This is a genomic window from Pseudomonas sp. NPDC089406 (genome assembly GCF_044900265.1).
Classification (GTDB): Bacteria; Pseudomonadota; Gammaproteobacteria; order Pseudomonadales; family Pseudomonadaceae; genus Aquipseudomonas; species Aquipseudomonas fakonensis.
Genome location: NZ_JBJDNC010000011.1, coordinates 76,290 through 99,694 on the forward strand (window position 1 = coordinate 76,290; position 23,405 = coordinate 99,694).

The 23,405-nt window shown below is 64.4% G+C and carries 18 protein-coding genes; 8 read left to right on the forward strand and 10 right to left on the reverse strand.

From position 1 onward, the window contains the following. Nucleotides 1-2: 2 nt before the first annotated feature. Both ACI2KK_RS10300 and moaC read right to left on the reverse strand, forming a co-directional pair. Nucleotides 3-248 carry a MoaD/ThiS family protein gene (locus ACI2KK_RS10300; protein WP_404668849.1) on the reverse strand — a complete coding sequence of 82 codons (246 nt, stop codon included), beginning with the start codon at nucleotides 246-248 and terminating at the stop codon, nucleotides 3-5. Beyond that, entirely contained in the window at nucleotides 248-718 is a 471-nt protein-coding gene (gene moaC, locus ACI2KK_RS10305; RefSeq protein WP_404668850.1) for a cyclic pyranopterin monophosphate synthase MoaC, read from the reverse strand. The genes ACI2KK_RS10300 and moaC overlap by 1 nt, the downstream gene beginning before the upstream one ends. A gap of 317 nt (nucleotides 719-1,035) precedes the next feature. Here moaC and ACI2KK_RS10310 point away from each other — a divergent pair, with 317 nt between their 5' ends. Beyond that, a complete protein-coding gene (locus ACI2KK_RS10310) occupies nucleotides 1,036-3,450 on the forward strand; it encodes a TonB-dependent receptor plug domain-containing protein (RefSeq protein WP_404668851.1) in 2,415 nt (804 codons plus the stop codon). A 175-nt stretch (nucleotides 3,451-3,625) separates the two neighbouring features. Here ACI2KK_RS10310 and ACI2KK_RS10315 read toward each other — a convergent pair whose 3' ends face one another. After that, entirely contained in the window at nucleotides 3,626-5,020 is a 1,395-nt protein-coding gene (locus ACI2KK_RS10315) for a PhoH family protein (protein WP_217841876.1), read from the reverse strand. A 514-nt stretch (nucleotides 5,021-5,534) separates the two neighbouring features. After that, nucleotides 5,535-6,653 (reverse strand): polysaccharide deacetylase family protein, encoded by a 1,119-nt coding sequence (locus ACI2KK_RS10320; RefSeq protein WP_404668852.1) that lies wholly within the window; start codon nucleotides 6,651-6,653, stop codon nucleotides 5,535-5,537. A 138-nt stretch (nucleotides 6,654-6,791) separates the two neighbouring features. Between ACI2KK_RS10320 and yaaA the strand changes: the two genes are divergently transcribed. After that, complete coding sequence (gene yaaA / locus ACI2KK_RS10325) at nucleotides 6,792-7,571, forward strand: peroxide stress protein YaaA (protein WP_404668853.1); 780 nt, start codon at nucleotides 6,792-6,794, stop codon at nucleotides 7,569-7,571. A gap of 368 nt (nucleotides 7,572-7,939) precedes the next feature. Here the strand turns inward: yaaA and ACI2KK_RS10330 are convergent, their stop codons facing one another. From ACI2KK_RS10330 to ACI2KK_RS10355, 6 genes are all read right to left on the reverse strand, one after another. Further along, nucleotides 7,940-9,169: an efflux RND transporter periplasmic adaptor subunit gene (locus tag ACI2KK_RS10330; RefSeq protein WP_404668854.1), complete on the reverse strand. Its 1,230-nt coding sequence runs from the start codon at nucleotides 9,167-9,169 to the stop codon at nucleotides 7,940-7,942. After that, nucleotides 9,162-10,622, reverse strand: a complete 1,461-nt coding sequence (locus tag ACI2KK_RS10335) for a TolC family protein (protein WP_404668855.1) — start codon at nucleotides 10,620-10,622, stop codon at nucleotides 9,162-9,164. Before ACI2KK_RS10335 ends, ACI2KK_RS10330 begins: the two co-directional genes overlap by 8 nt. Continuing rightward, nucleotides 10,615-11,799: an ABC transporter permease gene (locus ACI2KK_RS10340; RefSeq protein WP_404668856.1), complete on the reverse strand. Its 1,185-nt coding sequence runs from the start codon at nucleotides 11,797-11,799 to the stop codon at nucleotides 10,615-10,617. The genes ACI2KK_RS10335 and ACI2KK_RS10340 overlap by 8 nt, the downstream gene beginning before the upstream one ends. After that, complete coding sequence (locus tag ACI2KK_RS10345) at nucleotides 11,783-12,457, reverse strand: ABC transporter ATP-binding protein (RefSeq protein ID WP_404668857.1); 675 nt, start codon at nucleotides 12,455-12,457, stop codon at nucleotides 11,783-11,785. The genes ACI2KK_RS10340 and ACI2KK_RS10345 overlap by 17 nt, the downstream gene beginning before the upstream one ends. A 73-nt stretch (nucleotides 12,458-12,530) precedes the next feature. Beyond that, nucleotides 12,531-13,310: a hypothetical protein gene (locus tag ACI2KK_RS10350; RefSeq protein WP_404668858.1), complete on the reverse strand. Its 780-nt coding sequence runs from the start codon at nucleotides 13,308-13,310 to the stop codon at nucleotides 12,531-12,533. A gap of 215 nt (nucleotides 13,311-13,525) precedes the next feature. Further along, the gene (locus ACI2KK_RS10355) at nucleotides 13,526-13,831 is read right to left on the reverse strand and encodes a hypothetical protein (RefSeq protein ID WP_404668859.1); all 306 of its coding nucleotides are present in this window, start codon (nucleotides 13,829-13,831) and stop codon (nucleotides 13,526-13,528) included. Nucleotides 13,832-14,729: 898 nt separating this feature from the next. On the opposite strand from ACI2KK_RS10355, the gene ACI2KK_RS10360 reads away from it, so the two are divergent. From ACI2KK_RS10360 to algG, 6 genes are all read left to right on the forward strand, one after another. Further along, nucleotides 14,730-16,046 carry a nucleotide sugar dehydrogenase gene (locus ACI2KK_RS10360; protein WP_217841867.1) on the forward strand — a complete coding sequence of 439 codons (1,317 nt, stop codon included), beginning with the start codon at nucleotides 14,730-14,732 and terminating at the stop codon, nucleotides 16,044-16,046. Between the two features lie 71 nt (nucleotides 16,047-16,117). Next, entirely contained in the window at nucleotides 16,118-17,599 is a 1,482-nt protein-coding gene (locus ACI2KK_RS10365) for a glycosyltransferase family 2 protein (RefSeq protein ID WP_404668860.1), read from the forward strand. A gap of 36 nt (nucleotides 17,600-17,635) precedes the next feature. Continuing rightward, nucleotides 17,636-18,802 (forward strand): PilZ domain-containing protein, encoded by a 1,167-nt coding sequence (locus ACI2KK_RS10370; protein ID WP_369989832.1) that lies wholly within the window; start codon nucleotides 17,636-17,638, stop codon nucleotides 18,800-18,802. Nucleotides 18,803-18,814: 12 nt separating this feature from the next. Beyond that, a complete protein-coding gene (gene algK / locus ACI2KK_RS10375; RefSeq protein WP_404668861.1) occupies nucleotides 18,815-20,347 on the forward strand; it encodes an alginate biosynthesis TPR repeat lipoprotein AlgK in 1,533 nt (510 codons plus the stop codon). Continuing rightward, nucleotides 20,344-21,822 (forward strand): alginate export family protein, encoded by a 1,479-nt coding sequence (locus ACI2KK_RS10380; protein ID WP_404668862.1) that lies wholly within the window; start codon nucleotides 20,344-20,346, stop codon nucleotides 21,820-21,822. The genes algK and ACI2KK_RS10380 overlap by 4 nt, the downstream gene beginning before the upstream one ends. Nucleotides 21,823-21,840: 18 nt before the next feature. Beyond that, nucleotides 21,841-23,400, forward strand: coding sequence for a mannuronan 5-epimerase AlgG (gene algG, locus ACI2KK_RS10385; protein WP_404668863.1), 1,560 nt, complete (start codon nucleotides 21,841-21,843; stop codon nucleotides 23,398-23,400). The last annotated feature ends 5 nt before the right edge of the window (nucleotides 23,401-23,405 follow it).

Genomic DNA, 23,405 nt, shown 5'->3' on the forward strand with positions numbered 1-23,405 from the left:
GCTCAGCCTCCGGTCACCGGCGGGAAGAACGCCACGTCGTCGCCGTCCTCAACTGGCTCATCCAGCCGGCACAGCTCCTCGTTGCGCGCGCACATCAGGTTCTGCTCGGCCAGCACGGCATACTGCCCGCCCTTGGCCACCAGCGCCTGGCGCACATCGTCGAGCACCTTGAACTCGCCTTCCAGGCGCTCGGCATCGACGCCCAGCAGCTCGCGGTAGCGGGCGAAATACATGACCCTGACCTTCATTACCCTTGCACCTTGTAGTCGCCGCTCTTGCCGCCGGTCTTTTCCAGCAGGCGCACCTGCTCGATGACCATGCCCTTGTCCACGGCCTTGCACATGTCGTAGATGGTCAGCGCGGCAACGCTGGCGGCGGTCAGCGCCTCCATTTCCACACCAGTCTGCCCGGCCAGCTTGCAGCGGGCAGTGATGTGCACCACCTCCTCGCCCTCGGCGCGCAGCTCGACCTTGACGCTGGTGAGCATCAGCGGGTGGCACAACGGGATCAGGTCGCTGGTCTTCTTCGCCGCCTGAATGCCGGCAATGCGCGCCACGGCGAACACGTCACCCTTGGGGTGTTCGCCGTCGACGATCATGCGCAGCGTGGCCGGCAGCATGCGCACCCGCGCCTCGGCGATCGCCTCGCGGGCGGTCACGGCCTTTTCGGTGACGTCGACCATGTTGGCGCGCCCCTGGGAATCAAGATGGGTCAGCACTGCTCTGCTCCTGGGAAGGGAGCCGACAGTGTAAACCTGGCAGTCAGGAAATTTGTAAGAGAAAACGCTTGAAGGCAGCCTGGCGGCACACTGCCCGCCGTCGTTATCAAATTAAATCATCTTAAAATCAAACTAAATAAACACTTGTCATAATTAGCTTATGCATAAAAAGACTTTCCCACTTGGTTTTTATCGCATTAATTTCTCTGAAACACCCAACAGGTTGATGACAGGACTGACCTGACCACCCCTCTACCCCCTATCAAGCTGTACCCACGCCACGGGCCAGTGCCAGGATCAACGGATACTTCCAGCACATGCCAGCGATTACCCCTTCTGCGCGCTCGATGCTCGCCAGCACCCTGCTGCTCTCCGCGCTCCCCTTCGCTGCCGACGCAGCCACGCAAGACCCGACCCTGGGCACCGTCACGGTGATTTCCACCGGCCTGCGCGGCCAGGAACGCAGCGTGGCCGACAGCCCGGCCCCCATCGACGTGATCAACAGCGAGCAATTGCTCAGGACCGGTCGCGCCGAGCTGTCCGAAGCCATCTCCAAGCTGCTGCCGTCGTTCAACTTCGGCACCAATATCGCCGGCTACAACTCGGTCACCCGGCCGCTGAGCAACCGCAGCCTGGGCCCGGCCTACACGCTGGTGCTGGTGAACGGCAAACGCCGGCACAACGGCGCCACCGGCCAGCGCGGCTCGATCGACAACAGCGGCGCCAATGCCGTGGACATCGACCTGATCCCGGTCAGTGCGGTGGACCACATCGAAGTGCTCAAGGACAGCGCCGCCGCGCAGTACGGCTCGGACGCGGTGGCCGGGGTGATCAACATCATCCTGCGCTCGGACAACGCCGGCGGCCACGTTGAAAGCAGCTACGGCAAACTGTTCTCGGGCCAGGGCGAAACCATCAAGCTCGCCGGCAACCAGGGTTTTGCACTGGGCGACGGCGGTTTTGTGCACCTGTCTGCCGATGCCCGCAAGCGTGGCAGCGCGTCCTGGAACGACAAGGCCGACAGCAGCGTGCGGGCCTTCCAGGACCCGGCCAAGGAAGCGGCCTGGGACCGCGAGGCAATCAAGAACGGCGACCCCGAGCTCAAGGCGTTCAACCTCGCCTACAACGCCGAGCTGCCGCTGGACGGGTTGACCCTGTATTCGTTTTCCACCTACGGCGAGCGCGACGCCGAAGCCGCCAACTACTTTCGCCTGCCCACCGGCACCGCCGCCGTACCCGAAGTGTTCCCGGACGGCTACTACCCGCTGAACAACATCAAGGACCGCGACTACCAGCTGCTGTTCGGCGGCAAGGGCCAGGCGGCGGACTGGAACTGGGACCTGAGCACCACCTACGGGCGCAACAACGTGCACCACTCCAGCGACCTGAACATCAACCCGTCATTGGGTACCGCCTCGCCGACCCGCTTCGACAACCTGGCCACCTTCCGCTTCGAGCAGTGGACCAACAACCTGGACATCACCCGCCACTACGACAGCCTGTTCGACCTGACCACCCCGGTACAGGTATCGGCAGGCCTGGAACACCGCTGGGAGCGCTTTAGCACCTTTGCCGGCGACCCCGAGGCCTACATCACCGGCACCTACCCGGCAGCCTCCGGCGCACAGGCGGCCGTGACCATTCGCCCCGAAGACGAGGTCAGCCTGATCCGCAACAACTACGCCGGTTACCTGGACCTGGCCTTCGACCTCACCGAGCGCTGGTTCCTCGACGTGGCCGGCCGTGTGGAGCACTACGACGACGACTCGGGCAACACCTTTGGCCTCAAGCTCAACTCGCGCTACGAGCTGACCGACAGCGTGGCGGTGCGCGGCACCATCGGCACCGGCTTTCGCGCGCCCTCCCTGACCCAGATCGGCTACACCGTGGCCGACAACCGCGTGGCCACCGACGTCAACGGCAACGTGGTGCCCGCCGTGACCCGCCTTACCCCGTCCGGCAGCGCGCTGGCCAAGGCCCTGGGCGGCGACGACCTGAAACCGGAAAAGTCCCGCAACCTGGGCCTGGGGCTGACCTGGCAACCGGCGCCGCGCACCAGCATCACCGCCGATGCCTACCTGATCGATATCGATGACCGTATCGCCCTCACCACCAACATCTATGACCAGGGCAATGGCGCGATCAACAGCATCCTTGCGGCGCAGGGGGTGGCGCCGGGTACCTGGGTCAACTACTACACCAACGCTTTCGACACCCGCACCCGCGGCCTGGATATCGTCGCCGACCACACCACCTTGCTCGGTGCCTGGGGCGACATTCGCTGGAACCTGGCCTTCAACTGGAACAAGACCACCATCGAAGGCACCCGTGACACGCCGGCCGCCCTGGCAGGTTCGGGGGTCAACCTGGTGGGCCGCGACCGGGAGGGCGACCTGACCGACGCTTCGCCAAAAACCAAGTGGATCGTCGGCGCCAACTGGAAGCTGGCAGACCTTGCGGTGAACCTGCAAACCACCCGTTACGGCTCGGTCAAGACCCTGGCGGTGAACCCCAGCGGCGACCGCAGCTTCGGCGCGAAATGGATCACTGATCTGGATGTGAGCTACAGCTTCGGCGAACACCTGACCGCAAGCATTGGCGGCACCAACATCTTCAACGAGCGCCCGGATGACCACGCGGTGTACAGCGCCCTGGGCCTGGCGCCTTATGGCAACCCGCCGTTCTATCCGGGTGGGGGTTACTGGTACACCAAGCTTGCTTATGACTTCTGAGCAGGCAGATTGGGGCTGCGTTGCAGCCCTTCGCGGGTAAACCCGCTCCCACAGGTTAGGCGCTCACCTCAAGGCATGCGCCGTCCCTGTGGGAGCGGGTTTACCCGCGAAGGGCCGCAACGCGGCCCCAGTTGGCTCAGGCCAAGCCGGGCGCAACCCGCCCGGCCTGGAAGGTTTACAGATGCGACTCGGCGTACTCGGCCAGTACCGAGCGCGGTACACCCTGCAGGGTGATGTGCACGCCGTGGGGGAAGTCCTTGAAGCGCTCGGTGAGGTAGGTCAGCCCCGAGCTGGTCGCGGACAGGTAGGGGGTGTCGATCTGCGCCAGGTTGCCCAGGCAGACCACCTTCGAACCACTGCCGGCACGGGTGATGATGGTTTTCATCTGGTGCGGGGTGAGGTTCTGGCACTCGTCGATCAGGATCAGGCTCTGCTGGAAGCTGCGCCCGCGGATGTAGTTCAGCGATTTGAACTGCAGCGGTACGCGCTCGAGGATGTATTCGACGCTGCCATGGGTGCTCTCGTCATCCATGTGCAAGGCTTCGAGGTTGTCGGTGATGGCGCCCAGCCAGGGCTCCATCTTCTCCGCTTCGGTGCCCGGCAGGAAGCCGATCTCCTGGTCCAGCCCCTGCACGCTGCGCGTGGCGATGATACGGCGGTAGCGCTTGCTGACCATGGTCTGCTCGATGGCAGCAGCCAGCGCCAGGATGGTCTTGCCGGAGCCGGCGGCGCCGGTCAGGTTGACCAGGTGGATATCCGGGTCGAGCAGGGCGAACAGCGCCAGGCTCTGGTGGATGTCGCGCGGTTTCAGGCCCCAGGCCTCCTGGTGCAGCAATGGCTCCTGGTGCAGGTCGAGCAGCAGCAGCTCGTTTTCACGGATGCCTTTGATCCAGCCGACGAAGCCCTGTTCGTCGATGATGAACTCGTTGATGTGTACCGCCGGCAGCGCCTCGAGCAGTTGCACGCGGTGCCAGGTGCGGCCGCGCTCCTGGCGGGTGTCGACCTTGCTGACCCGGTCCCAGAAGGAGCCGGTGACCGAGTGGTAGCCCTTGGACAGTAACGAGACGTCGTCGACCAACTGGTCGGTGCTGTAGTCCTCGGCGGCGATGCCGCAGGCGCGCGCCTTCAGGCGCATGTTGATGTCCTTGGTGACCAGGATCACGTCCAGGTCGGCGCGCTTGCTGCGCAGGTCCAGCAACTGGTTGATGATGATGTTGTCGGCGAGGTTTTCCGGGAGCACGCGGTTGGGTTCGTTGCGCGTGCTCATGAGGATGGACAGGAAGCCCTTGGGCCCGCTCTTGCCACGCTGGATCGGCACGCCGCGTTCGACATCGCTGGGCGAGGCATCACCCAAGGTCTGGTCGATCAGGCGGATGGCCTGGCGGCATTCGGCGGCGATGGTGTGCTTGCCGGTCTTGAGCTTGTCGAGTTCCTCCAGCACCGTCATCGGTATGGCGACGTGGTGCTCCTCGAAGTTGAGCAGGGCGTTGGGGTCGTGAATCAGGACGTTGGTATCGAGCACATACAGGATTGGCTTGCTGGAGGAAGGGTTGCGTCCTTGGTCATCCATACTCGGTCACCTTATGTGGTAGCGACACGGCGCGAACTGCTGCGCCGCAGAGTGACCGCCGATCTCCCCGTATCCGCGTCGTTACGGGCGGGGAGCGCACCTGACAGGAGGGCCTGGATGACGCCACCTGTGCTGCAGGGTTCGGCTGTCTGACTTCTTCATACCGCAAAAACCATGACCGAAAAAAGACTTTTTACGCTTGGGTGAAGTTTATTTTTCCAATTGACGAACAGGGGTTGGCGGGGGGGCCGGGCGGGACTAAAGTCAGAGATCAGGTGTGCCTATAATGGCCTCATCGCCGGCAAGCCGGCTCCTACAAAGCGCATTGGCTGATCCCGATGCAACCTGTGGGAAGCGGCCTTGTGTCGCGATGGGCTGCGTAGCAGCCCCAGGATCTAGACCTCATGCAACATCGCCGGGGCTGCTACGCAGCCCATCGCGACACAAGGCCGCTTCCCACAGGGATCGTGCAAGCTTTTGGACATTGAGCAAGACAGTTGCTCCCGCAGGCCATCTATTCCCTCAAGCCATACCCCTGACAATCCTCCCAACCGATCCCGCTCTGCGCCGTATGCTGCAGCAACCACTCCAGCGCCGGCTGCGCCTTGGGCAGGCTGTCGCGGAACTGGATCACCCCCTTGCGCCACAACAGCATCAGGGTCATCACCCGCTGCGCCGAAGCCTCGGCGCTCAATGGCCCGTCATCCTGGGCGTCGATATCCCACAACGATACGCGCAACTGCTGGCTGGCCATGAAGCCTTCGCCATCGCTGCGCCGCTGCCCGTAGGGCGGACGGAACAGCGGCACGTACAGCTCGGGCAGGTCGGCCTGCACCTGCGCCTGGCTGCGCCGCAACGAATCCTGCCAGCCCTGCCACTGGGCGTGGGAGCGGTACTCCCAGCCCTGAATACCCACGCATTGCCCGGCATACAAGCTGGCCACCGGCCCCGCGTCGCGGCGCTGCTTGAAGCGGTTGCCGAGCACGAAGAAGATGCCCTCGAGCTTCTGCCGGCGCAAGTAGCCGGTGAGCGCGTCGGTGCTGCTACCTTCGGGGCCCGGGCCGCCGACGAATGTCAGCAGGAACATGCGGTCGTTCAACTCCTCGCCGTTGCGCTCGCGGCTGGAGAGTTTGTCCACCTCGCTGCTGGTCTGCGGGAACACCGCGGCCTTGCGCAGCTGTTCATCCAGGTAGCGGCTGTGGAACTGATGGCTGGGCTCGACCCAGCCGGTATAAAAGGTGCCAACATCAGTGGCGAAGATTGCCGCCTGCATGCGCAAGTCAGCCATCGACGCCACCGGGTAGCAGAACGAGGCATCCTGCCCGCAACTGCGCTGGGCCTGCTGGTAGCTGGTCCACAACCGCTGCCACAGGCGCGCCCGCACTGCGCGCACCACCGGCAGGTTGACCTGCCTGAGCCCCAGGCGCGTGGCCAGGGCCTGCTCATCGAGCATCTCGCTTTCGTGCAGCACCCGGGCGAACGACAGGATCTCGGCCCGCGAGGCCACATCGAACAGCGCCGGGCTGTCCAGCTGCTCGGGCCACAGGTTGCGGTCGAGGCTGACGAAATCCGCCGGGGCGGCCTGCACGCCAAGGCTGAGCAGCCCGGCCAGCAAGGCAGTAGCGATACGCACGATGGGCAATCTCCCTGATGAAGGCATGGCGCGCACTATAGCGCGCCGCGCCCTGATGTTCGGTGTCTATCGTCGCCATAGTTTGGCGAAGCCCGGCCAGCCCCGTAGAATCACCCGACGATTACAGGAGCCGAACCGATGCTGACGGTGATTTCCCCCGCCAAGACCCTCGACTACGACACCCCGCCGGTCACCCAACGCCACACCCTGCCGCAGTACCTGGACGACTCTCAAGAGCTGATCGTGCAGCTGCGCGAGCTGTCGCCGGCGCAAATCGCCGAGCTGATGCACCTGTCGGACAAGCTCGCCGGCCTGAACGCCGCGCGCTTCGGCAGCTGGACCCCGGATTTCACCCCGGCCAATGCCAAGCAGGCACTGCTGGCGTTCAAGGGCGACGTATACACCGGGCTGGACGCCGAAACTCTCAGTGAGGACGACTTCAGCTACGCCCAGGAGCACCTGCGCATGCTCTCCGGCCTATACGGCCTGCTGCGCCCGCTGGACCTGATGCAGCCCTACCGCCTGGAGATGGGCACCAAGCTGGCCAACGCCCGCGGCAAGGACTTGTACGCTTTTTGGGGCACGCGCATCAGCGAATGGCTGAACCAGGCCCTGGCCGAGCAAGGTGACGACGTGCTGCTGAACCTGGCCAGCAACGAGTACTTCAGCGCGGTGAAAAAGAGCGCGCTCAAAGCGCGGGTGATCAACGTCGACTTCAAGGACTGGAAGAACGGCCAGTACAAGATCATCAGCTTCTATGCCAAGAAAGCCCGCGGCATGATGAGCCGCTTCGTCATCGAGCAGCGCATCAATGACCCCGAGCAGCTCAAGGCCTTCGACGTGCAGGGTTACTACTACAGCGCCGAGCAGTCCAAGCCGGACCACCTGGTGTTCTTGCGCGATCACGCCGAAGACTGACCCGCCGCAAGCCCGCGACCGGGCGCAACCCCTGTAGGAGCCGGCTTGCCGGCGATAGGGCCAGCAGCCACAACACTGGCCTGTGCTTTTATTTGCAGGCCCGGCCTCATCGCCGGCAAGCCGGCTCTCATAGAACAAACTACAACTCATTGATTTAGCAGGGGCCTGTGGGAGCGGGCTTGCCCGCGAACACCGGCGAAGCCGGTGCCAGACACCGCGTCGCCTGCTTCGCGGTGGTTCGGCACCCCGACAAGCCCGCTCCCACAGGGGCTGCGGCGGGCTCGTGCCCAGTTCTCTGCGCGACAGCGCAGCCCTAGAGGGCTGTGTGGTCTCCTACAGGTATCGTGCCCGGCTGCGGGCACAGTTTTTCACGGCAGCAGCACCTCCCCTGCCGCCAGCCCCTCGACCTGTACCCCTTGCACCACTGCCTGCCCGACCACCACCGGCACTTGCTGCCCGGCATGCCCGGCGTCTGCCCGATACACCACATAATGCCGGCCAGCCGGGTCGGTGCGCAGGGCTTCTTCGGGCACCGCGATACCCTGCTCGCTGCGATACAGCACAACCGCCACCTGCACACGCATACCCAGCCTCACCCCCAAGGCCAGCGGTTCCGGCTGCGCGGCAAGCTGCACCAGCACATCGAACCAAGCGCCCTGCCCTTCCCCCTCCCTGGCCTGCAAACCCAGCGACACCACCTCACCCTGCAGCACCTGCCCGGCGAACCCATCCCCGGTGACCTCGACCAGCATGCCCTCGCGCACCTTGGCCAGATCGCCCTGCTCCAGCGCTGCTGAAACCTGCAAGCGGCCCAGCTCGACCAGCCCGAGCAATGGCATGCCCTGGCTGGCGAGTTGACCGGCTTCCACCAGCCGCTGACGGTCTTGCGCCTCACTGGCCGGGCGGGTCACCAGCCCGGTAAACGGCGCTTTGAGCACACGCTGGTCGCGCAGTGCCGCCAGCCCGTCGTAGCGCGCCTGGGCATTGCCAAGCTCCATCCGGGCGATGGCCAGGTAATCACCCGCGCCCCGCGCCAAAGTCTGCTGCAATTCGTCCTTGGCACTGACCTGCTCAAGGCGCTGGGCGCTGACTTGCTGGCTCAGGGTGTCCAGCTCCTGACGCGCGACAATGCCGCGCCCGAACAAACGCCGGGTATCCTCCAGCGCCGCCTCGCTGTGCTGTAGCGCACGTGTGGCTACGGTCAACGCACGTTGTGCCCGGGCCACCTCCGGCCCGTCCGCCCATCCCTGCAACTCGCGCAACGCACGGCTGGCCTTGAGCCGCTGGGCATCCGCTTCGCGCAACTGGATGTCCAACTGCGTGGTATCCAGCTCCAGCAAGGGTTGGCCCTCGACCACCTGCTGCCCCTCCTGTACCAACAACACCTGAACCGAACCCTGGAAAGGTGCAGCCAAGGTGACCTGCTGCGCGGGCTGAATACGCCCCAGCAGCCCCAGCCGGCGCTCGAGCACCTGCGGCTCTGCGCGCACCCAGCGCCCCTGCTCGGCAAGCTCGCCAGCGCCCTGCCAGGGGTGCCATGCCATCAGCAGCGCAACCACGGCAAACGCCGCCAACAACCCCAGCCCCAGCCTAGTCATTGAGCGCCACATCCCAGCTGTCCAGCGTGGTGCCCAGGGCCAGGTCGAGCGCAGCCTGGGCATTCAGGTAGGCAATCAGGGCATCCAGCTGAACGCTCTGGGCATCACGCAAATCACCCTCGAAGCTCAACACCTGAAAGTTGCTGGAACGCCCCAGCGCAAGCTTTTCCTGTTCGATTTCCAACTTGCGCCGGGACAGTTCAAGCGCACGCCCGGCGATCTCCTGCTGGCGCCAGCGCACGTCGATATCACGCACCGCATCGGCGACCTGGCGTTGCAGTTGCTGGCGGCTTTCGGCCATGCGCTCCTGCTGGCTGGCCAAGGAAACCTCCGCGCGCACCAGCGCTTGCCCACGGCTGAGGTCGCCAATGGGGATCTCCAGTTCCAGCCCCACATACTGCTCCCAGTCACGGCGGCTGCCGGGGCGCTCACGGGCCTGGCTGGCCCCGGCCAGCAGCGACAGGTCCCAGCGCTGCTCGTCACGCGCCAGGTGCACACCCATACGGGCCTGCTGCTCTGCAATCAGTTGCATCAGGTAACCGGGCTGCAGCGCTTCGGCCTGCAACAGGGCCTGGCCGGCATCCACCTGCAGGCGCTGCACCTGCGGCAGCTCGGTTGCCTGCAAGGGCGTGGCCAGGTCCAGCGCCAGGGCCTGCAGCAGGGCCAGCCGGCTGGCGTGCAGGTGGTTGCGGCTGCCCTCCAGGGCCAGCTCCTGGCTGGCCACCTGGGCCTGGGCCTGAACGATGTCGAAGGCCGGCATGCGCCCGGCAGCGATCAGCGCGTGGTTCACTTCGACCAATTGGTTGGCGCGCAGCAGGGCGTCGCTGGCAATGCGCAGTTGTTCCTGGGCGCGCAGCAGCTCACGGTACAGGCCGATGGTGTAGGTGATGGTCTGCGCCACCGTATCCTTGAGCGCCAGGCGGTTGGCCTGCTCGCTCAACTGCGCCTGACGCAAGGGCGCGCTGGCGACCTCGCGGCCCGCCCCGCGCAGCAACGGCTGAATGACCATCAGGTTGGCCCCATCGCGATAGCGCGGGCCAGCCGCATTGGCGCGGGTATGCCCGTAGGCCCAATCAAGGCTCACCCGTGTGCCATAGGGGGTCAGCAGGCTGGCCGCCGGCGCAAGGTCGGCCTGGCGGTAGCGGTCGGCGTGGTTGCGATTGCCCAGGTAGCGCGCCTTGAGCGTCAGTTGTGGGGCAAAACGGTCATAGGCCACGCGCAAGTCGAACTTCTGCGCAATGCGTTCAAGGTAAGCGCTGCGTATCGCCCGGTTGTCACGTAACGCCAGGGCCACGGCATCGGCCAGGGCCAACTCCACCTGCGGCGCCTGCGCCGCCGCGTAGGCCCTGGCCGATACCGAGCCCGCCTGGCTCGGCTGCGACGGTGCCAGGCTTTGCCCGGCAACGGCGGGCAAACCGAACAGCAGTACCAGCAGCCCACGCAGCTCAATCATCGCGCAGCGCCACCACAGGCTCCAGGCGCGCGGCCGCCAACGCCGGCTGCAACCCGAAGAACACCCCGCAGCCCAAGGCGCTCGCCACCCCCAGGGGTATCGACCAGGGGTCGAGGCGCAGCAGCCAGCCGCTGCCAGCGGTAAAGGCCCAGGCTGCCAGCAGGCCGACCAGCGCACCGAGCAAGGCACCCGCAACCGCCAGCAACGCGGCTTCGAGCAGAAACAGCCAGGCGATATCCACAGGCCGTGCGCCCAACGCCATGCGCACACCAATTTCGCGGCGGCGCTCACTGACATTCATCAGCATCACGTTCATCACCCCGACCCCGCCCACCAGCAGGGCAATCGCCCCGAGCCCGGCAAGCAGGCCGGTGAACAGCCGGGCCTGGCGCGCCATGCCGTCGAGCAACTGCTGCGCCAGCAGTACTTCCACCTGCACCGTCGGCAACCGCCCTTGCAGAAACACCTGCAGCACCCTTGCCGCCTCGGCCACGCCCGCGCCGTCGCCCGCCAACGCCAGTACCACGCTGGGCTGGGCCGAAGCCGACAATCGCCGAAGGCCCGGTAGCGGCATCAGCAGCGCATCGTCCACGGCTACCGGCACCATCGGGTTATAGCCCTGTGGCGCCAGCACGCCGACCACCTCGAACAGGTAGCGCCCCAACTGCAAGCGGCCACCCGCCGAGGCGCCCAGCTGCTGCGCCAGGCCCGCGCCCAACAGCACGTGGGTGCTGTCGGCATCCCGGGCTGCCAGCAGCCGCCCCTGCTGCACCTGCAAGCCCAGCACCCCGGCCAGGGCCGGCGTGCTGCCGACCACCATCACCGACTGGCAGGCGCTGGTGCTACGTGCATCGGCCACCGCCATGGCCATCGGCGCCAGGCCGCGCAACGCAGCCGGCAGCGCCTGCAGGTCCAGCACGGCGGCCACGCGGCTTGCACTGTCTTCGACCGGGATGAGGTTGGCCACCATCAACTCGCTGCCCATGCCCTGAAACAGTTGCTGCGCATGCATGGCCGCGCTGTGCCCGACATTGAGCAGCGCCACCACCGCTGCGCAGCCCACCGCGATACCCAGCACCGCCAGCCACGCCCGGCGCCCGAGCTGGCGCAAGCTGGCCACGCTCTCGCCCAGGCGCATCTGCAACCCGGGGCCATAGTGCTCAGGCGGCCCGCACATCGCTCACCTGCCCGCCGCACACCTGGAGGCAGCGCTGCATATGGCTGGCCATGCCGGGGTCGTGGGTGACCATCACAAGAGTCAGCCCGCGCTCGCGGTTGAGCGCCTTGAGCAACAGCAGAATGTCGGCGGCGGTGGTGCCGTCCAGGTTGCCGGTAGGCTCGTCAGCCAGCAGCAGGCGCGGCTCGGTCACCAGTGCCCGGGCGATGGCCACCCGCTGGCGCTGGCCACCGGACAACTGCGCCGGGTAATGCAGCCTGCGCGCCTGCAAACCCACCGCCGCCAGTTGCAGCTCAGCCGCCCGGCGCGCCGCGTGCAGGCCGATACCCCGGTAGCTCAACGGCAGCGCGACGTTGTCCAGCGCCGTCAGCCGCGCCAGCAAGTTGAAGCTCTGGAACACGAAGCCCAGGCTGCGATTACGCATGATCGCCCGTTGCGCCGCGCTGGCCCGGGTCATGTCATGGCCATCGACCAGCAGCCGGCCACTGCACGGCTGGTCGAGCAGCCCGATCAGGTTCAGCAAGGTGCTCTTGCCCGACCCGGACGGCCCGACGATCGCGCAGGTTTGGCCAACGGGGATGGATAACGACACCTGGTCGAGAATCGACTGACCACCGAGGTGGCGGGTGATGCCTTGAAGAGTCACGCTGTCGGCCATCAACTTGAACCTTTGCAAAGGGCATTTTCGCTCGGGGCGGCACACGCCACAGGTAGCTTGAAAACCAAGGCGCTCACAGCTTCTTGTCGCTTTCGGGGTTTTGCGGATTTGCAGGCTGATCCTGCTCCAGCGCATCTGCCTCCTCTGCCCACTCATTGACCATCAAGTCGAACAGCGATAGGCGGACATCGGGAATCTCAATCCCAAGCCCTTTCGACTTCAAAAGGATGTCCATTTCATAGTTCCCATACTGCGCAACCTCTATGCGCGGCAGAGAGTTGTAGAACGCCAAAACCTCCAGATCGCCTTGATCGCTCCTACCTGTCAGTTGATATTCCGCACGCATTCTGTCGATCACGCCACTGGACCAGCGCTCGTGCTGAACATCGCGCTCATCTCGTGCCGCACGTCTTTCATTGACGGTAAACGCACCACTCTCATCGTAAATAATCAGGCTCAACTGCTCACGGCTGAAACCTTTGAAGGGGTTTTCGCCCTTGCCGTTGGAGAAATCCGTAGCGCGGCGAGCACGCTCGAGCAGCTCTGGGTCTGTGGTGTCCGGTAGCGCGTTGTCATGAATGTCCTTGGCGACGTTATACGTCTGGCCGAACAACTTCTGCATCACAGCCGATGCAAAGGCTGCGAGCTCCTTGCGTGAAAGCGTGGCATCACGAGCGGCCGCTCGCTCCGCAGCGGCACTCAACTGCTTGGCCAGGCTGGAAAGTTCCGGTCCCTCCTGTTCACTCTGCAACTCTTCGTTTGTTTTTGTATCAAGGCTGCCGGCTACTCGTTGCACACCTGAAAGCGAGGAAACACCGGGGGCCAATCCATTACTTCGAATGTTTTCTACCACTTTTGTTCTCCTGAGCTTCACCCCAAACTGCGCCGCCCTAACGAGGAACAGCGCAGTTGAGTGACGGGCGAAAAGCTTTTATTTCATGGTGAATTCAACAGCCCATGAGTAATCCGCACTGGTTCGAGTGATGGTCGCGGTACAGGTCGCACCACCGCTTGGGGTTGCAGTCTTGGTCCACTGGGGTTGCTTGATTCCGCCTGCTAACGTACGCATCAGGTAGGTGGTCCGAATGCGCAAGTCTTACCGCCGCTGGTGTAACGCAGCTGAGCCCCATTCACATCGGGGCTGACAATCCGCTGCACCGTTACTCTGGTAGCCGCCCCCGGTTTGACCTCTCGATCAGGCTTTGGATTGGCAATCTGATGCGTGCTGATTTCATTGCTCGTAACGAGCTTGAGTTCAGCGTTCTGGCTTCCCAGGTTCTTGAAGGTCACCTCCACTGGCGGGCCAGCGTGTGCCAAGCCAGCGACAAGCAACGAGGCCACCGCAAAAACGCCCTTCGACATCACATTTTTCATCGATCCATCCCTCTCAACATCCCTTTTTGTATGAGCCCAGGCGCTACGACTGCGCGCCCTGCCCACTCTTTTTTGAGAAGCGCACCGGGAGACCCCATTGGCCAGCCAGCGGTAGTTCCCTTCGAGCACCTGCCCGCACCAAAACGGGGCGAACATGCGTGCTGTGCCCGGCACAACCACCGCACCAACCTAGCCAATTTTATGGCGTCAAGAAACAAACATTGCGTTCCTTATTTCCGATCGCCATAAGACCGTTCGTACAAAAATTGACGGATTTTGAAAAAAATTTTTACATGCTGGCACATGAGCATCCCGCTTCGTTTTCGCCCTTTATAACCGGGGGTGAAACTAAGCAGTGCCATCAAAGTGCGAGTATTTTTCACTGAAAAAATATTTAGAAATCTTTCATCCGCGCGGAACCCAGCCAGGAACTTCTGCTACGACCAATGGCTCATAGCACCCGTAACGAGTTTCAAGCGTGCAACGTGAGAAATGACTTACAGATGACAACAAGCGGGTATCCACTACCCGCATGGAAACCCAGGCAGGCGCAACGGGTAATACCCTAAAGCCCTGCCCATCATGGAGAGACGCGCCCCCTTAAAATCGTCCTAGTGGTTGATTTCAAAAGATTTTTTAATTTGAAAGAACAAGCACAGCAGTTCGCGAAGTGCGTTCTGCAATAAAGACGGCTGCATTTCAGGGCACGCCTTTTTAATACTGGCCTTTGACTGCCAACTTTGAGTGCATAAGTTTTTGCGCTCCGGATTTATTCATGCCTGCGCGCGGTGAAGTGTGCTCTCGCCATGGCACCGTGCGCCCGAAAACTGCTGGTCAATCAACCCGGTCGGCTCTTGCGAGCAAGGGCTGGCGTGATTAAACACACGAGGTGAATGCGATGCGTATCAGCATCTTTGGTTTGGGTTATGTGGGTGCAGTCTGTGCAGGTTGCCTGTCGGCACGGGGCCATGAGGTGATTGGTGTGGACGTGTCCCGCACCAAGATCGACCTGATCAACCAGGGCAAGTCGCCCATCGTCGAACCGGGCCTTGAAGAACTGCTGCAGCAAGGCCTGGCCAACGGTCGCCTGCGTGGCACCACCGACTTCGCCGAAGCCATCCGCGCCAGTGACGTGTCGATGATCTGCGTGGGCACCCCAAGCAAGAAAAACGGCGACCTGGGCCTTGAGTACATCGAGTCGGTGTGCCGCGAGATCGGCTACGTGCTGCGTGACACCACCCGCCGCCACACCATCGTGGTGCGCAGCACCGTACTGCCGGGCACCGTCAAGAACGTGGTCATCCCGATTCTGGAAGACTGCTCGGGCAAGAAGGCCGGCGTCGACTTCGGCGTGGCGGTGAACCCCGAGTTCCTGCGTGAAAGCACCGCGATCAAGGACTACGACCACCCGCCGATGACCGTCATCGGCGAACTCGACAGCGCCAGCGGCGACGTGCTGCAGGCCCTGTACGAAGAACTCGACGCCCCGGTGATCCGCAAGCCGATCGAAGTGGCCGAGATGATCAAGTACACCTGCAACGTGTGGCACGCCACCAAGGTGACCTTCGCCAACGAGATCGGCAACATCGCCAAGGCCGTGGGCGTGGATGGCCGCGACGTGATGGACGTGGTCTGCCAGGACAAGGTGCTCAACCTGTCGCAGTACTACATGCGCCCGGGCTTCGCCTTCGGCGGCTCGTGCCTGCCCAAGGACGTGCGCGCCCTCACCTACCGCGCCTCGAGCCTGGACGTGAAAGCGCCGCTGCTCGACTCGCTGATGCGCAGCAACGAGTCGCAGGTGCAAAACGCCTTCGACATCATCGAAAGCCACGACAAGCGCAAGGTCGCGCTGCTGGGCCTGTCGTTCAAGGCCGGCACCGACGACCTGCGCGAAAGCCCGCTGGTGGAGCTGGCCGAGCGCCTGATCGGCAAGGGCTACGAGCTGAACATCTACGACCAGAACGTCGAGTACGCCCGGGTGCATGGCGCCAACAAGGAGTACATCGAGTCGAAGATCCCCCACGTTTCCTCGCTGCTCAACGCCAACTTCGAACAGGTGGTAGGCGACGCCGACATCATCGTGCTCGGCAACCGTGACGAGAAATTCCGCGCCCTTGCCCAACAGGCACCGGCCGGCAAGCAGGTGATCGACCTGGTCGGCTTCATGAGCAAGCCGACCTGCACCACCAGCCGCACCGAAGGCATCTGCTGGTAAACCCGCACGGGCGGCGCGTCCCTCCCCAGCGCGCCGCCCTGCCTACCCCGAATTCTCGACGGATGCCGAACATGCAAAGGTTCCAGACAGTGCTGCTGCAGTGCGCCGGATGGCTGGTCTACATGAGCCTGCTCATGCTGATCGCCCTAGCCCTGCCCAGCGATATCTTCGACTCGCAGTCGAAGCACTTCATCTTCCTGGTCGGCGCTGTCGGCATCTGGCGCTACTCCATGGGCGCCACCCATTTCATCCGCGGCATGCTCTTCCTGTACATCGTCTACCCCTACCTGCGCCGCAAGGTGCAGAAGCTCGGCAAGGCCGCCGACCCGTCCCACGTCTACCTGATGGTCACCAGCTTTCGCATCGAGGCACTGACCACCGCCCAGGTGTACAGCTCGGTGATCCGCGAGGCCATCGAGTGCGGCTACCCCACCACCGTGGTGTGCTCGCTGGTGGAGATGAGCGACGAGCTGCTGATCAAGAGCCTGTGGGCCAAGTACAACCCGCCCGAGCACGTCACCCTGGACTTCGTGCGCATTGCCGGCACCGGCAAGCGCGACGGCCTGGCCTATGGCTTTCGCGCCATCTCGCGGATGATGCCCGACGACCACGCCGTGGTGGCAGTGATCGACGGCGACACCGTGCTGGCCGAAGGCGTGGTACGCAAGACCGTGCCGTGGTTCAAGCTCTACCCCAACGTCGGTGGCCTGACCACCAACGAATTCTGCGAAGTGCGCGGCGGCTACATCATGAGCGAGTGGCACAAGCTGCGCTTCGCCCAGCGCCACATCAACATGTGCTCGATGGCCCTCTCCAAGCGCGTGCTGACCATGACCGGGCGCATGTCGATGTTCCGCGCAAGCGTGGTCACCGACCCCGAGTTCATCGCCGACGTCGAAAGCGACTCGCTGATGCACTGGCGCCTGGGCCGCTTCAAGTTCCTCACCGGTGACGACAAATCCAGCTGGTTCAGCCTGATGCGCCTGGGCTACGACACCTTCTACGTGCCCGATGCCGCCATCAACACCGTGGAGCACCCGCCCGAGAAGAGCTTCATCAAGGCCAGCCGCAAGCTGATGTACCGCTGGTACGGCAACAACCTGCGGCAGAACTCCCGCGCGTTGGGCCTGGGCCTCAAGCGCCTGGGGCTGTTCACCAGCATCGTGCTGCTCGACCAGCGCGTATCGATGTGGACCAGCCTGCTCGGCCTGACCGTGGCGGTGATCGCCAGCTTCAAATTCGGCCTGCAGTTCCTGCTGGTGTACCTGCTGTGGATCGGCATCACCCGCCTGATCCTCACCATCATGCTGCTGTGCTCGGGCCACAACGTAGGCCCCGCCTACCCGCTGATTCTCTATTACAACCAGATCGTCGGCGCGGTGATGAAGATCTACGTGTTCTTCCGCCTCGACAAGCAGTCCTGGACCCGCCAGCCCACTGCCCTCAAGCGTGACCTCGCCAGCTTTCAACAATGGTTCAACACCTGGTCCTCGCGGACCATGACCTTCTCGGCCGCGAGCATCTTCGTCGCCGTGCTGTTCATGGTCGTGTGAGCCCACCCCGGATCGGATAACAGGAACGAAATCACCATGAATACCGCCGTGAACGTCAATGTCGTGCATGAGTCCGAAGCGCAGCGCCAGCACGCCCGGGTGCGTATCCCCGCCAAGCTGCGCTACCGCGACGCCAACAACGACCCGCAGGAAGTGAAGGTCGATGACCTGTCTGCCGGCGGCCTGTCGTTCCACGCCAAGGGCGCCCTGCCGGTGGACGAGGTGATGCGCGGCCGTCTGCAGTTCGTGGTCGACAACCTCGGCCTGTCGATGGATGTGGAGTTTCTGGTGCGTACCAGCAACCCGCAAACCGGGCGTACCGGTGCCGAGTTCCAGAACCTCGAGCCACGCGACATCGCCACCCTGCGCCACATCATCACCACTCACTTGTCCGGTGAGCTGATCAGCGTCGGCGATGTGCTCAGCACCCTGCAGCGCGACAACTTCACCAAGGCGCGCAAGCAGCGCGACGGTGGCTCGGGCCTGTCGGCGTTCGGCCGCCTGCGCGCCGTCACCGTCACCGCCGGGGTGTTCGCGGTCGGCCTGGTGGCCTTCGGCTTCGTTGCCAAGTCGCTGTACGGCCTGTACTTCGTCAGCCATGCCGAAGCCGGCGTGGTAGCGGTGCCTGCCACCAGCGTCACCATGCCCCGCGACGGCAGTGTGCAGAGCCTGGTCGAAAGCGGCACGGCTGTGGCCAAGGGCGCGCCGCTGGCGACCTTCAACACCAGCATGCTGGACTTGCTCAAAGGCCACCTGGACGACTCGCAACTGGAGCCGGCCAAGGTCGAGGAACTGTTCGGCAAGCAGCTCTCCGGCACCCTGACCAGCCCGTGCGATTGCGTAGTTTCGCGCCAGCTGGTGGATGACGGCCAGTACGCCAGCAAAGGCCAGCCGGTGTTCACCCTGGTACCGCGCACCAGCATCCCCACCGTCGAGGCGCGCTTCAGCTACCGCCAGTTCGACGAAGTGAAGCCAGGCACCCGGGTCAACTTCCAGATCGCCGGCGAAAACGACGTGCGCACCGGCCGCATCGTCGGCAGCGAAAGCCTGGACACCGACAACCTGGCCTCCGACATCCGCGTGCAGATCAAGCCTGACGAAAGCCTGCCGGCAGAACTGGCCGGGCGCCCGGCCTCGGTCAACAGCGACCGTGGCCCGTCGCTCAACTGGCTGATCGACAAGGCCGTGGCCCGCGGGCTGTAAGAGGGACAGAAGATGAACAACAACCACCTCGCCACCTGTAGGAGCCGGCTTGCCGGCGATCGGGTGCACAGCACCCGCCCAGCAGATGCAGCGCCTGAACGGGCCAATCGCCGGCAAGCCGGCTCCTACAAGGGCAACCTCAACCTGGGCCTGTGCAGCCTGGCCCTGGCCATCACCCTGGCCGGCTGCGCCGGCCTGCCCGACCAGCGCCTGGCCAACGAAGCGCTCAAGCGCGGCGACACCGCCACCGCCGAGCAGAACTACAAGGCCCTGGCCGATCTGGGCTACAGCGACGCGCAAGTGGGCCTGGCCGATATCAAGGTGGCCACCCGCGACCCGGCCAAGCTCAAGGAGGCCGAGGCCACCTACCGCGACGCCGCCGCCACTTCGCCACGGGCCCAGGCGCGCCTGGGCCGCCTGCTGGTGGCCAAGCCCGACAGCACCCAGGCCGAACGTGAAGAAGCCGAAACCCTGCTCAAGCTCGCCGCCCAGCGCGGCGAAGGCAACACCCTGATCCCGCTGGCGATGCTCTACCTGCAATACCCGCAGAGCTTCCCCAACGTCAACGCCCAGCAGCAGATCGATACATGGCGCGCCGCCGGCAACCCCGAGGCGGGCCTGGCCCAGGTACTGCTGTACCGCACCCAGGGCACCTACGACCAGCACCTGGGCGAGGTGGAAAACATCTGCAAGGCCGCACTCAGCAGCACCGACATCTGCTACGTGGAGCTGGCCACCGTGTACCAGAAGCGCGCCCAGCCCGACCAGCAGGCCGCCCTGCTCAAGCAGCTGGAGTCGGCTTATGCCCGTGGCACTGTCCCCGCCAGCCGGGTCGACAGCGTGGCCCGTGTGCTCGCCGACCGCAGCCTTGGCCAGACCGACGAAAAAACCGCAAAAGAGCTGCTGGAGAAAGTCGCCCCGGCCAACCCGGCCTCGTGGGTGACCCTCGCCCAGTTGCTCTACGACTTCCCCGAGCTGGGCGACACCGACCAGTTGATGGCCTACATCGACAAGGGCCGCGAAGCCGAACAACCGCGCGCCGAGCTGCTGCTCGGCCGCCTGTACTACGAAGGCCGCAGCGTGCCCGCCGACGCGCCGAAAGCCGAGCAGCACCTGCAGGCCGCGGCCGATGCCGGCGAAATCAGCGCCGACTACTACCTCGGCCAGCTGTACCGCCGTGGGTACCTGGGCGACGTGGCACCGCAAAAGGCCGTCGACCACCTGCTGGCCGCCGCCCGCGGCGGGCAGAACAGCGCCGACTATGCCCTCGCCCAGCTGTTCAGCGAAGGCCACGGCATTCGCCCGGCGCCGACCAACGCCTGGGTGTTCGCCCAGCTGTCCCAGGCCAACCCCACGCCGCAGTCCACCGAGCTTGCCCAGCAACTCGACCAGCAACTGAGCCCTGAGCAACGCAGCCAGGCCCAGCAGTTGCTGGCGCAGGAACAGAAGGCCCGCGCCAGCCTGTTCCAGGGCGCCAACAGCACCCTGGCCCTCGAGGCCCTGCAAGACGACGAAAAAGCAGTAGACGCCGAGGACTCGCTATGACGCTCAATCCCTTCGTGAAAGCCGGCATCGGCCTGAGCTTCGCCCTGCTGTGGTCGATGCCGACCCTGGCCGCCGAGACCGCGCAGAAGAACTTCGGCCTGGACGTGAAAATCACCGGCCAGTCCGAAGACGACCGCGACCTGGGTACCCGCTCCGGCGGCGACGTCAACGGCCTGGGCCTGGACCTACGCCCGTGGGTGTACGGCGAGCGCGGCAACTGGAGCGCCTACGCCATGGGCCAGGCGGTCACCGCCACCGACACCATCGAAACCGACACCCTGCGCCAGAACGACGACGGCACCAGCACCGACACCGCCGCCGACGGGCGCAAGCAGGACAAAAGCTACCTGGCCATGCGCGAGTTCTGGGTCGGCTACAGCGGCCTGACCGCCTACCCCGGCGAGCAACTGCGCTTCGGCCGCCAGCGCCTGCGCAGCGACGACGGCATGTGGCGCGACACCAACATCGAGGCGCTGAACTGGACCTTCGACACCACCCTGCTCAAGGCCGATCTGGGCGTGGCCCAGCGCTTCAGCGAGTACCGCACCGACCTCACCGAGCTGGCCCCGGAAGACAAGGACCGCACGCACCTTTACGGCAACGTCGCCACGCAGTGGACGCCCGGCCACTGGGTTGGCCTGCGCGCCCACCACACCCATGACAGCGGCAGCCTGAAAAGCCCCGGCGAAACCGTCGATGCGCTGGACAAGACCCGCACCGGCGACCTCACCTGGCTGGGCCTGGAAGCCAACAGCGACGCCTACAACTGGCGCAACGACCATACCGTCAACTACTGGGGCAGCGTCACCTGGCTGACCGGCGATCGCGACACCCTCAGCACCCAGACCGTGGGCAACGACCAGGTGGCCACCGGCAAGCAGAGCGGCGACGTCAACGCCTGGGCCACCGACCTTGGCATTCGCCTGCGCCTCGACCCGCAATGGCAGGTGGGCGCGGCCTACGCCCGCGGAAGCGGCGGCGGCGGTGATGACGGCTCGAACAACTTCGAGCAGACCGGCCTTGAGAGCAACCGCTCCAACTTCACCGGTACCCGCTCGCGGGTGCACCGCTTCGGCGAAGCCTTCCGCGGCGAGTTGGGCAACCTGCAGGCGGCCACCCTGTTCGCCAGCTGGCAGCTGCGCGAGGACTACGACGCAAGCTTCATCTACCACAAGTTCTGGCGCGTGGACGGCAAGCAGAACATCGGCTCCAGCGGCATCAACGCGGTGGTCGACGACGGCGGCGTGAACCGCCCGCTGATCAACGGCGAAAAAGACCTCGGCCAGGAAATGGACGTGGTGGTGACCAAGTACTTCAAGCAAGGCCTGCTGCCGGCCTCGATGAGCCAGGCGATCGACGAGCCTTCGGCCCTGGTGCGCCTGCGCGCCGGTGTGTTCAAGCCGGGCGATGCCTACGGCAAAGAAGCCGACTCGTACATGCACCGCGCCTTCGTCGACGTGATCTGGCGCTTCTGAGGCCGGGAGAGGACCCTTATGAACCTGCACCCGAACCTTCGCCACAGCCTGCTCGCCAGCGCCCTGCTGCTGGCCAGCGGTATGGTGGCCGCCGCAGAACCTGCGGTGATCGCCAAAGAGCTGCAACAGGCCAAGACCTACACCGTGGCCAGCGCGCCGATCGAGCCGCTGCACATGGACCCGCCCAAGCTGCCTGACCTGTCCGGCTACACCGCCGAAGCGGTGGAGAAAAAGATCGACCGCCGCCACAAGGGCAAGGTCAGCGTGCGCCGCATGCTCCAGGAGCAGTCGCTGAAGGAGTTCATCGGCGGTGACAACAAGGGCGCCGAGTGGGTGCGCCGCCAGCACGGCATCCCCCAGGCGATCTTCATCGACGACGGCCATGTCGACCTGGTCGAGCTGAGCAAGAAGGTGCCCAAGCAGTACCTGCGCGAAACTGCACCGGGCGTGTACCTGGCGCGCCTGCCGATCGTGGTCGGGCAAAAGGGCGTGCTGGAGATCGACGGCAAGGTCAAGCAACTGCGCCTGTCCGAAGAGGGCGGCTCGTTCATCGTCAACGATGGCAAGCTGTTCGTGCGTGACACCCAGGTGACCGGCTGGCGCGAACAGGCCAACGGCCCGGCCACCTTCCGCAAGCCTGACGAGTTTCGCCCGTTCCTGCTCAGCTGGGGCGGCACCGAGACCTACATCGTCAACAGCAAGATGGAAAGCTTCGGCTACTCCAAATCCAAGTCATACGGCGTGAGCATCTCGCAGTACACCCCGAACATGGCCAAGCAGATGGGCCGCAGCGAACCCACCGGCTGGATCGTGGGTTCCGAGTTCAGCGACATGTGGTACGGCTTCTACTGCTACGAGACCAGCGACTTCGTGGTCAAGGACAGCACATACCGCGACAACATCGTCTACGGCATCGACCCCCACGACCGTTCGCACCGCCTGATCATCGCCGGCAACACCGTGTTCGGCACAAAAAAGAAGCACGGGATCATCGTTTCGCGTGAGGTCAACGACAGCTGGATCATCAACAACAAGAGCTACGACAACAAGCTCTCGGGTGTGGTGATCGACCGTAACAGCGTCAACAACCTGATCGCCTACAACGAGATCTACCGCAACCACACCGACGGCATCACCCTGTACGAAAGCGGCGACAACCTGATCTGGGGCAACAAGCTGATCAACAACCGCCGCCACGGCATCCGCGTACGCAACAGCGTGAACATTCGCCTGTACGAAAACATCGCCATGGCCAACGGCCTGGTGGGGGTGTACGGGCACATCAAGGACCTTTCCGACACCGACCGCGACATCGCCCTCGACCCGTTCGACACCAAGGTGTCGCTGATCGTGGTCGGTGGCGAGCTGGCGGCCAACGGCTCCGGCCCCTTGTCGATCGACTCGCCGCTGTCGGTGGAGCTGTACAAGGTGTCCATGCTGATGCCGCGCAAGTCCAGCGGCATCAGCCTCAACGGCGTGCTTGGCGAGCGCCAGGACGAAATCCTCGACCTGCTGGTGCGCCAGCAAAAGGCTGTGCTGATCGACCCGGTCGAACGCCAGACCGAAATGATCGACTAAGGAAG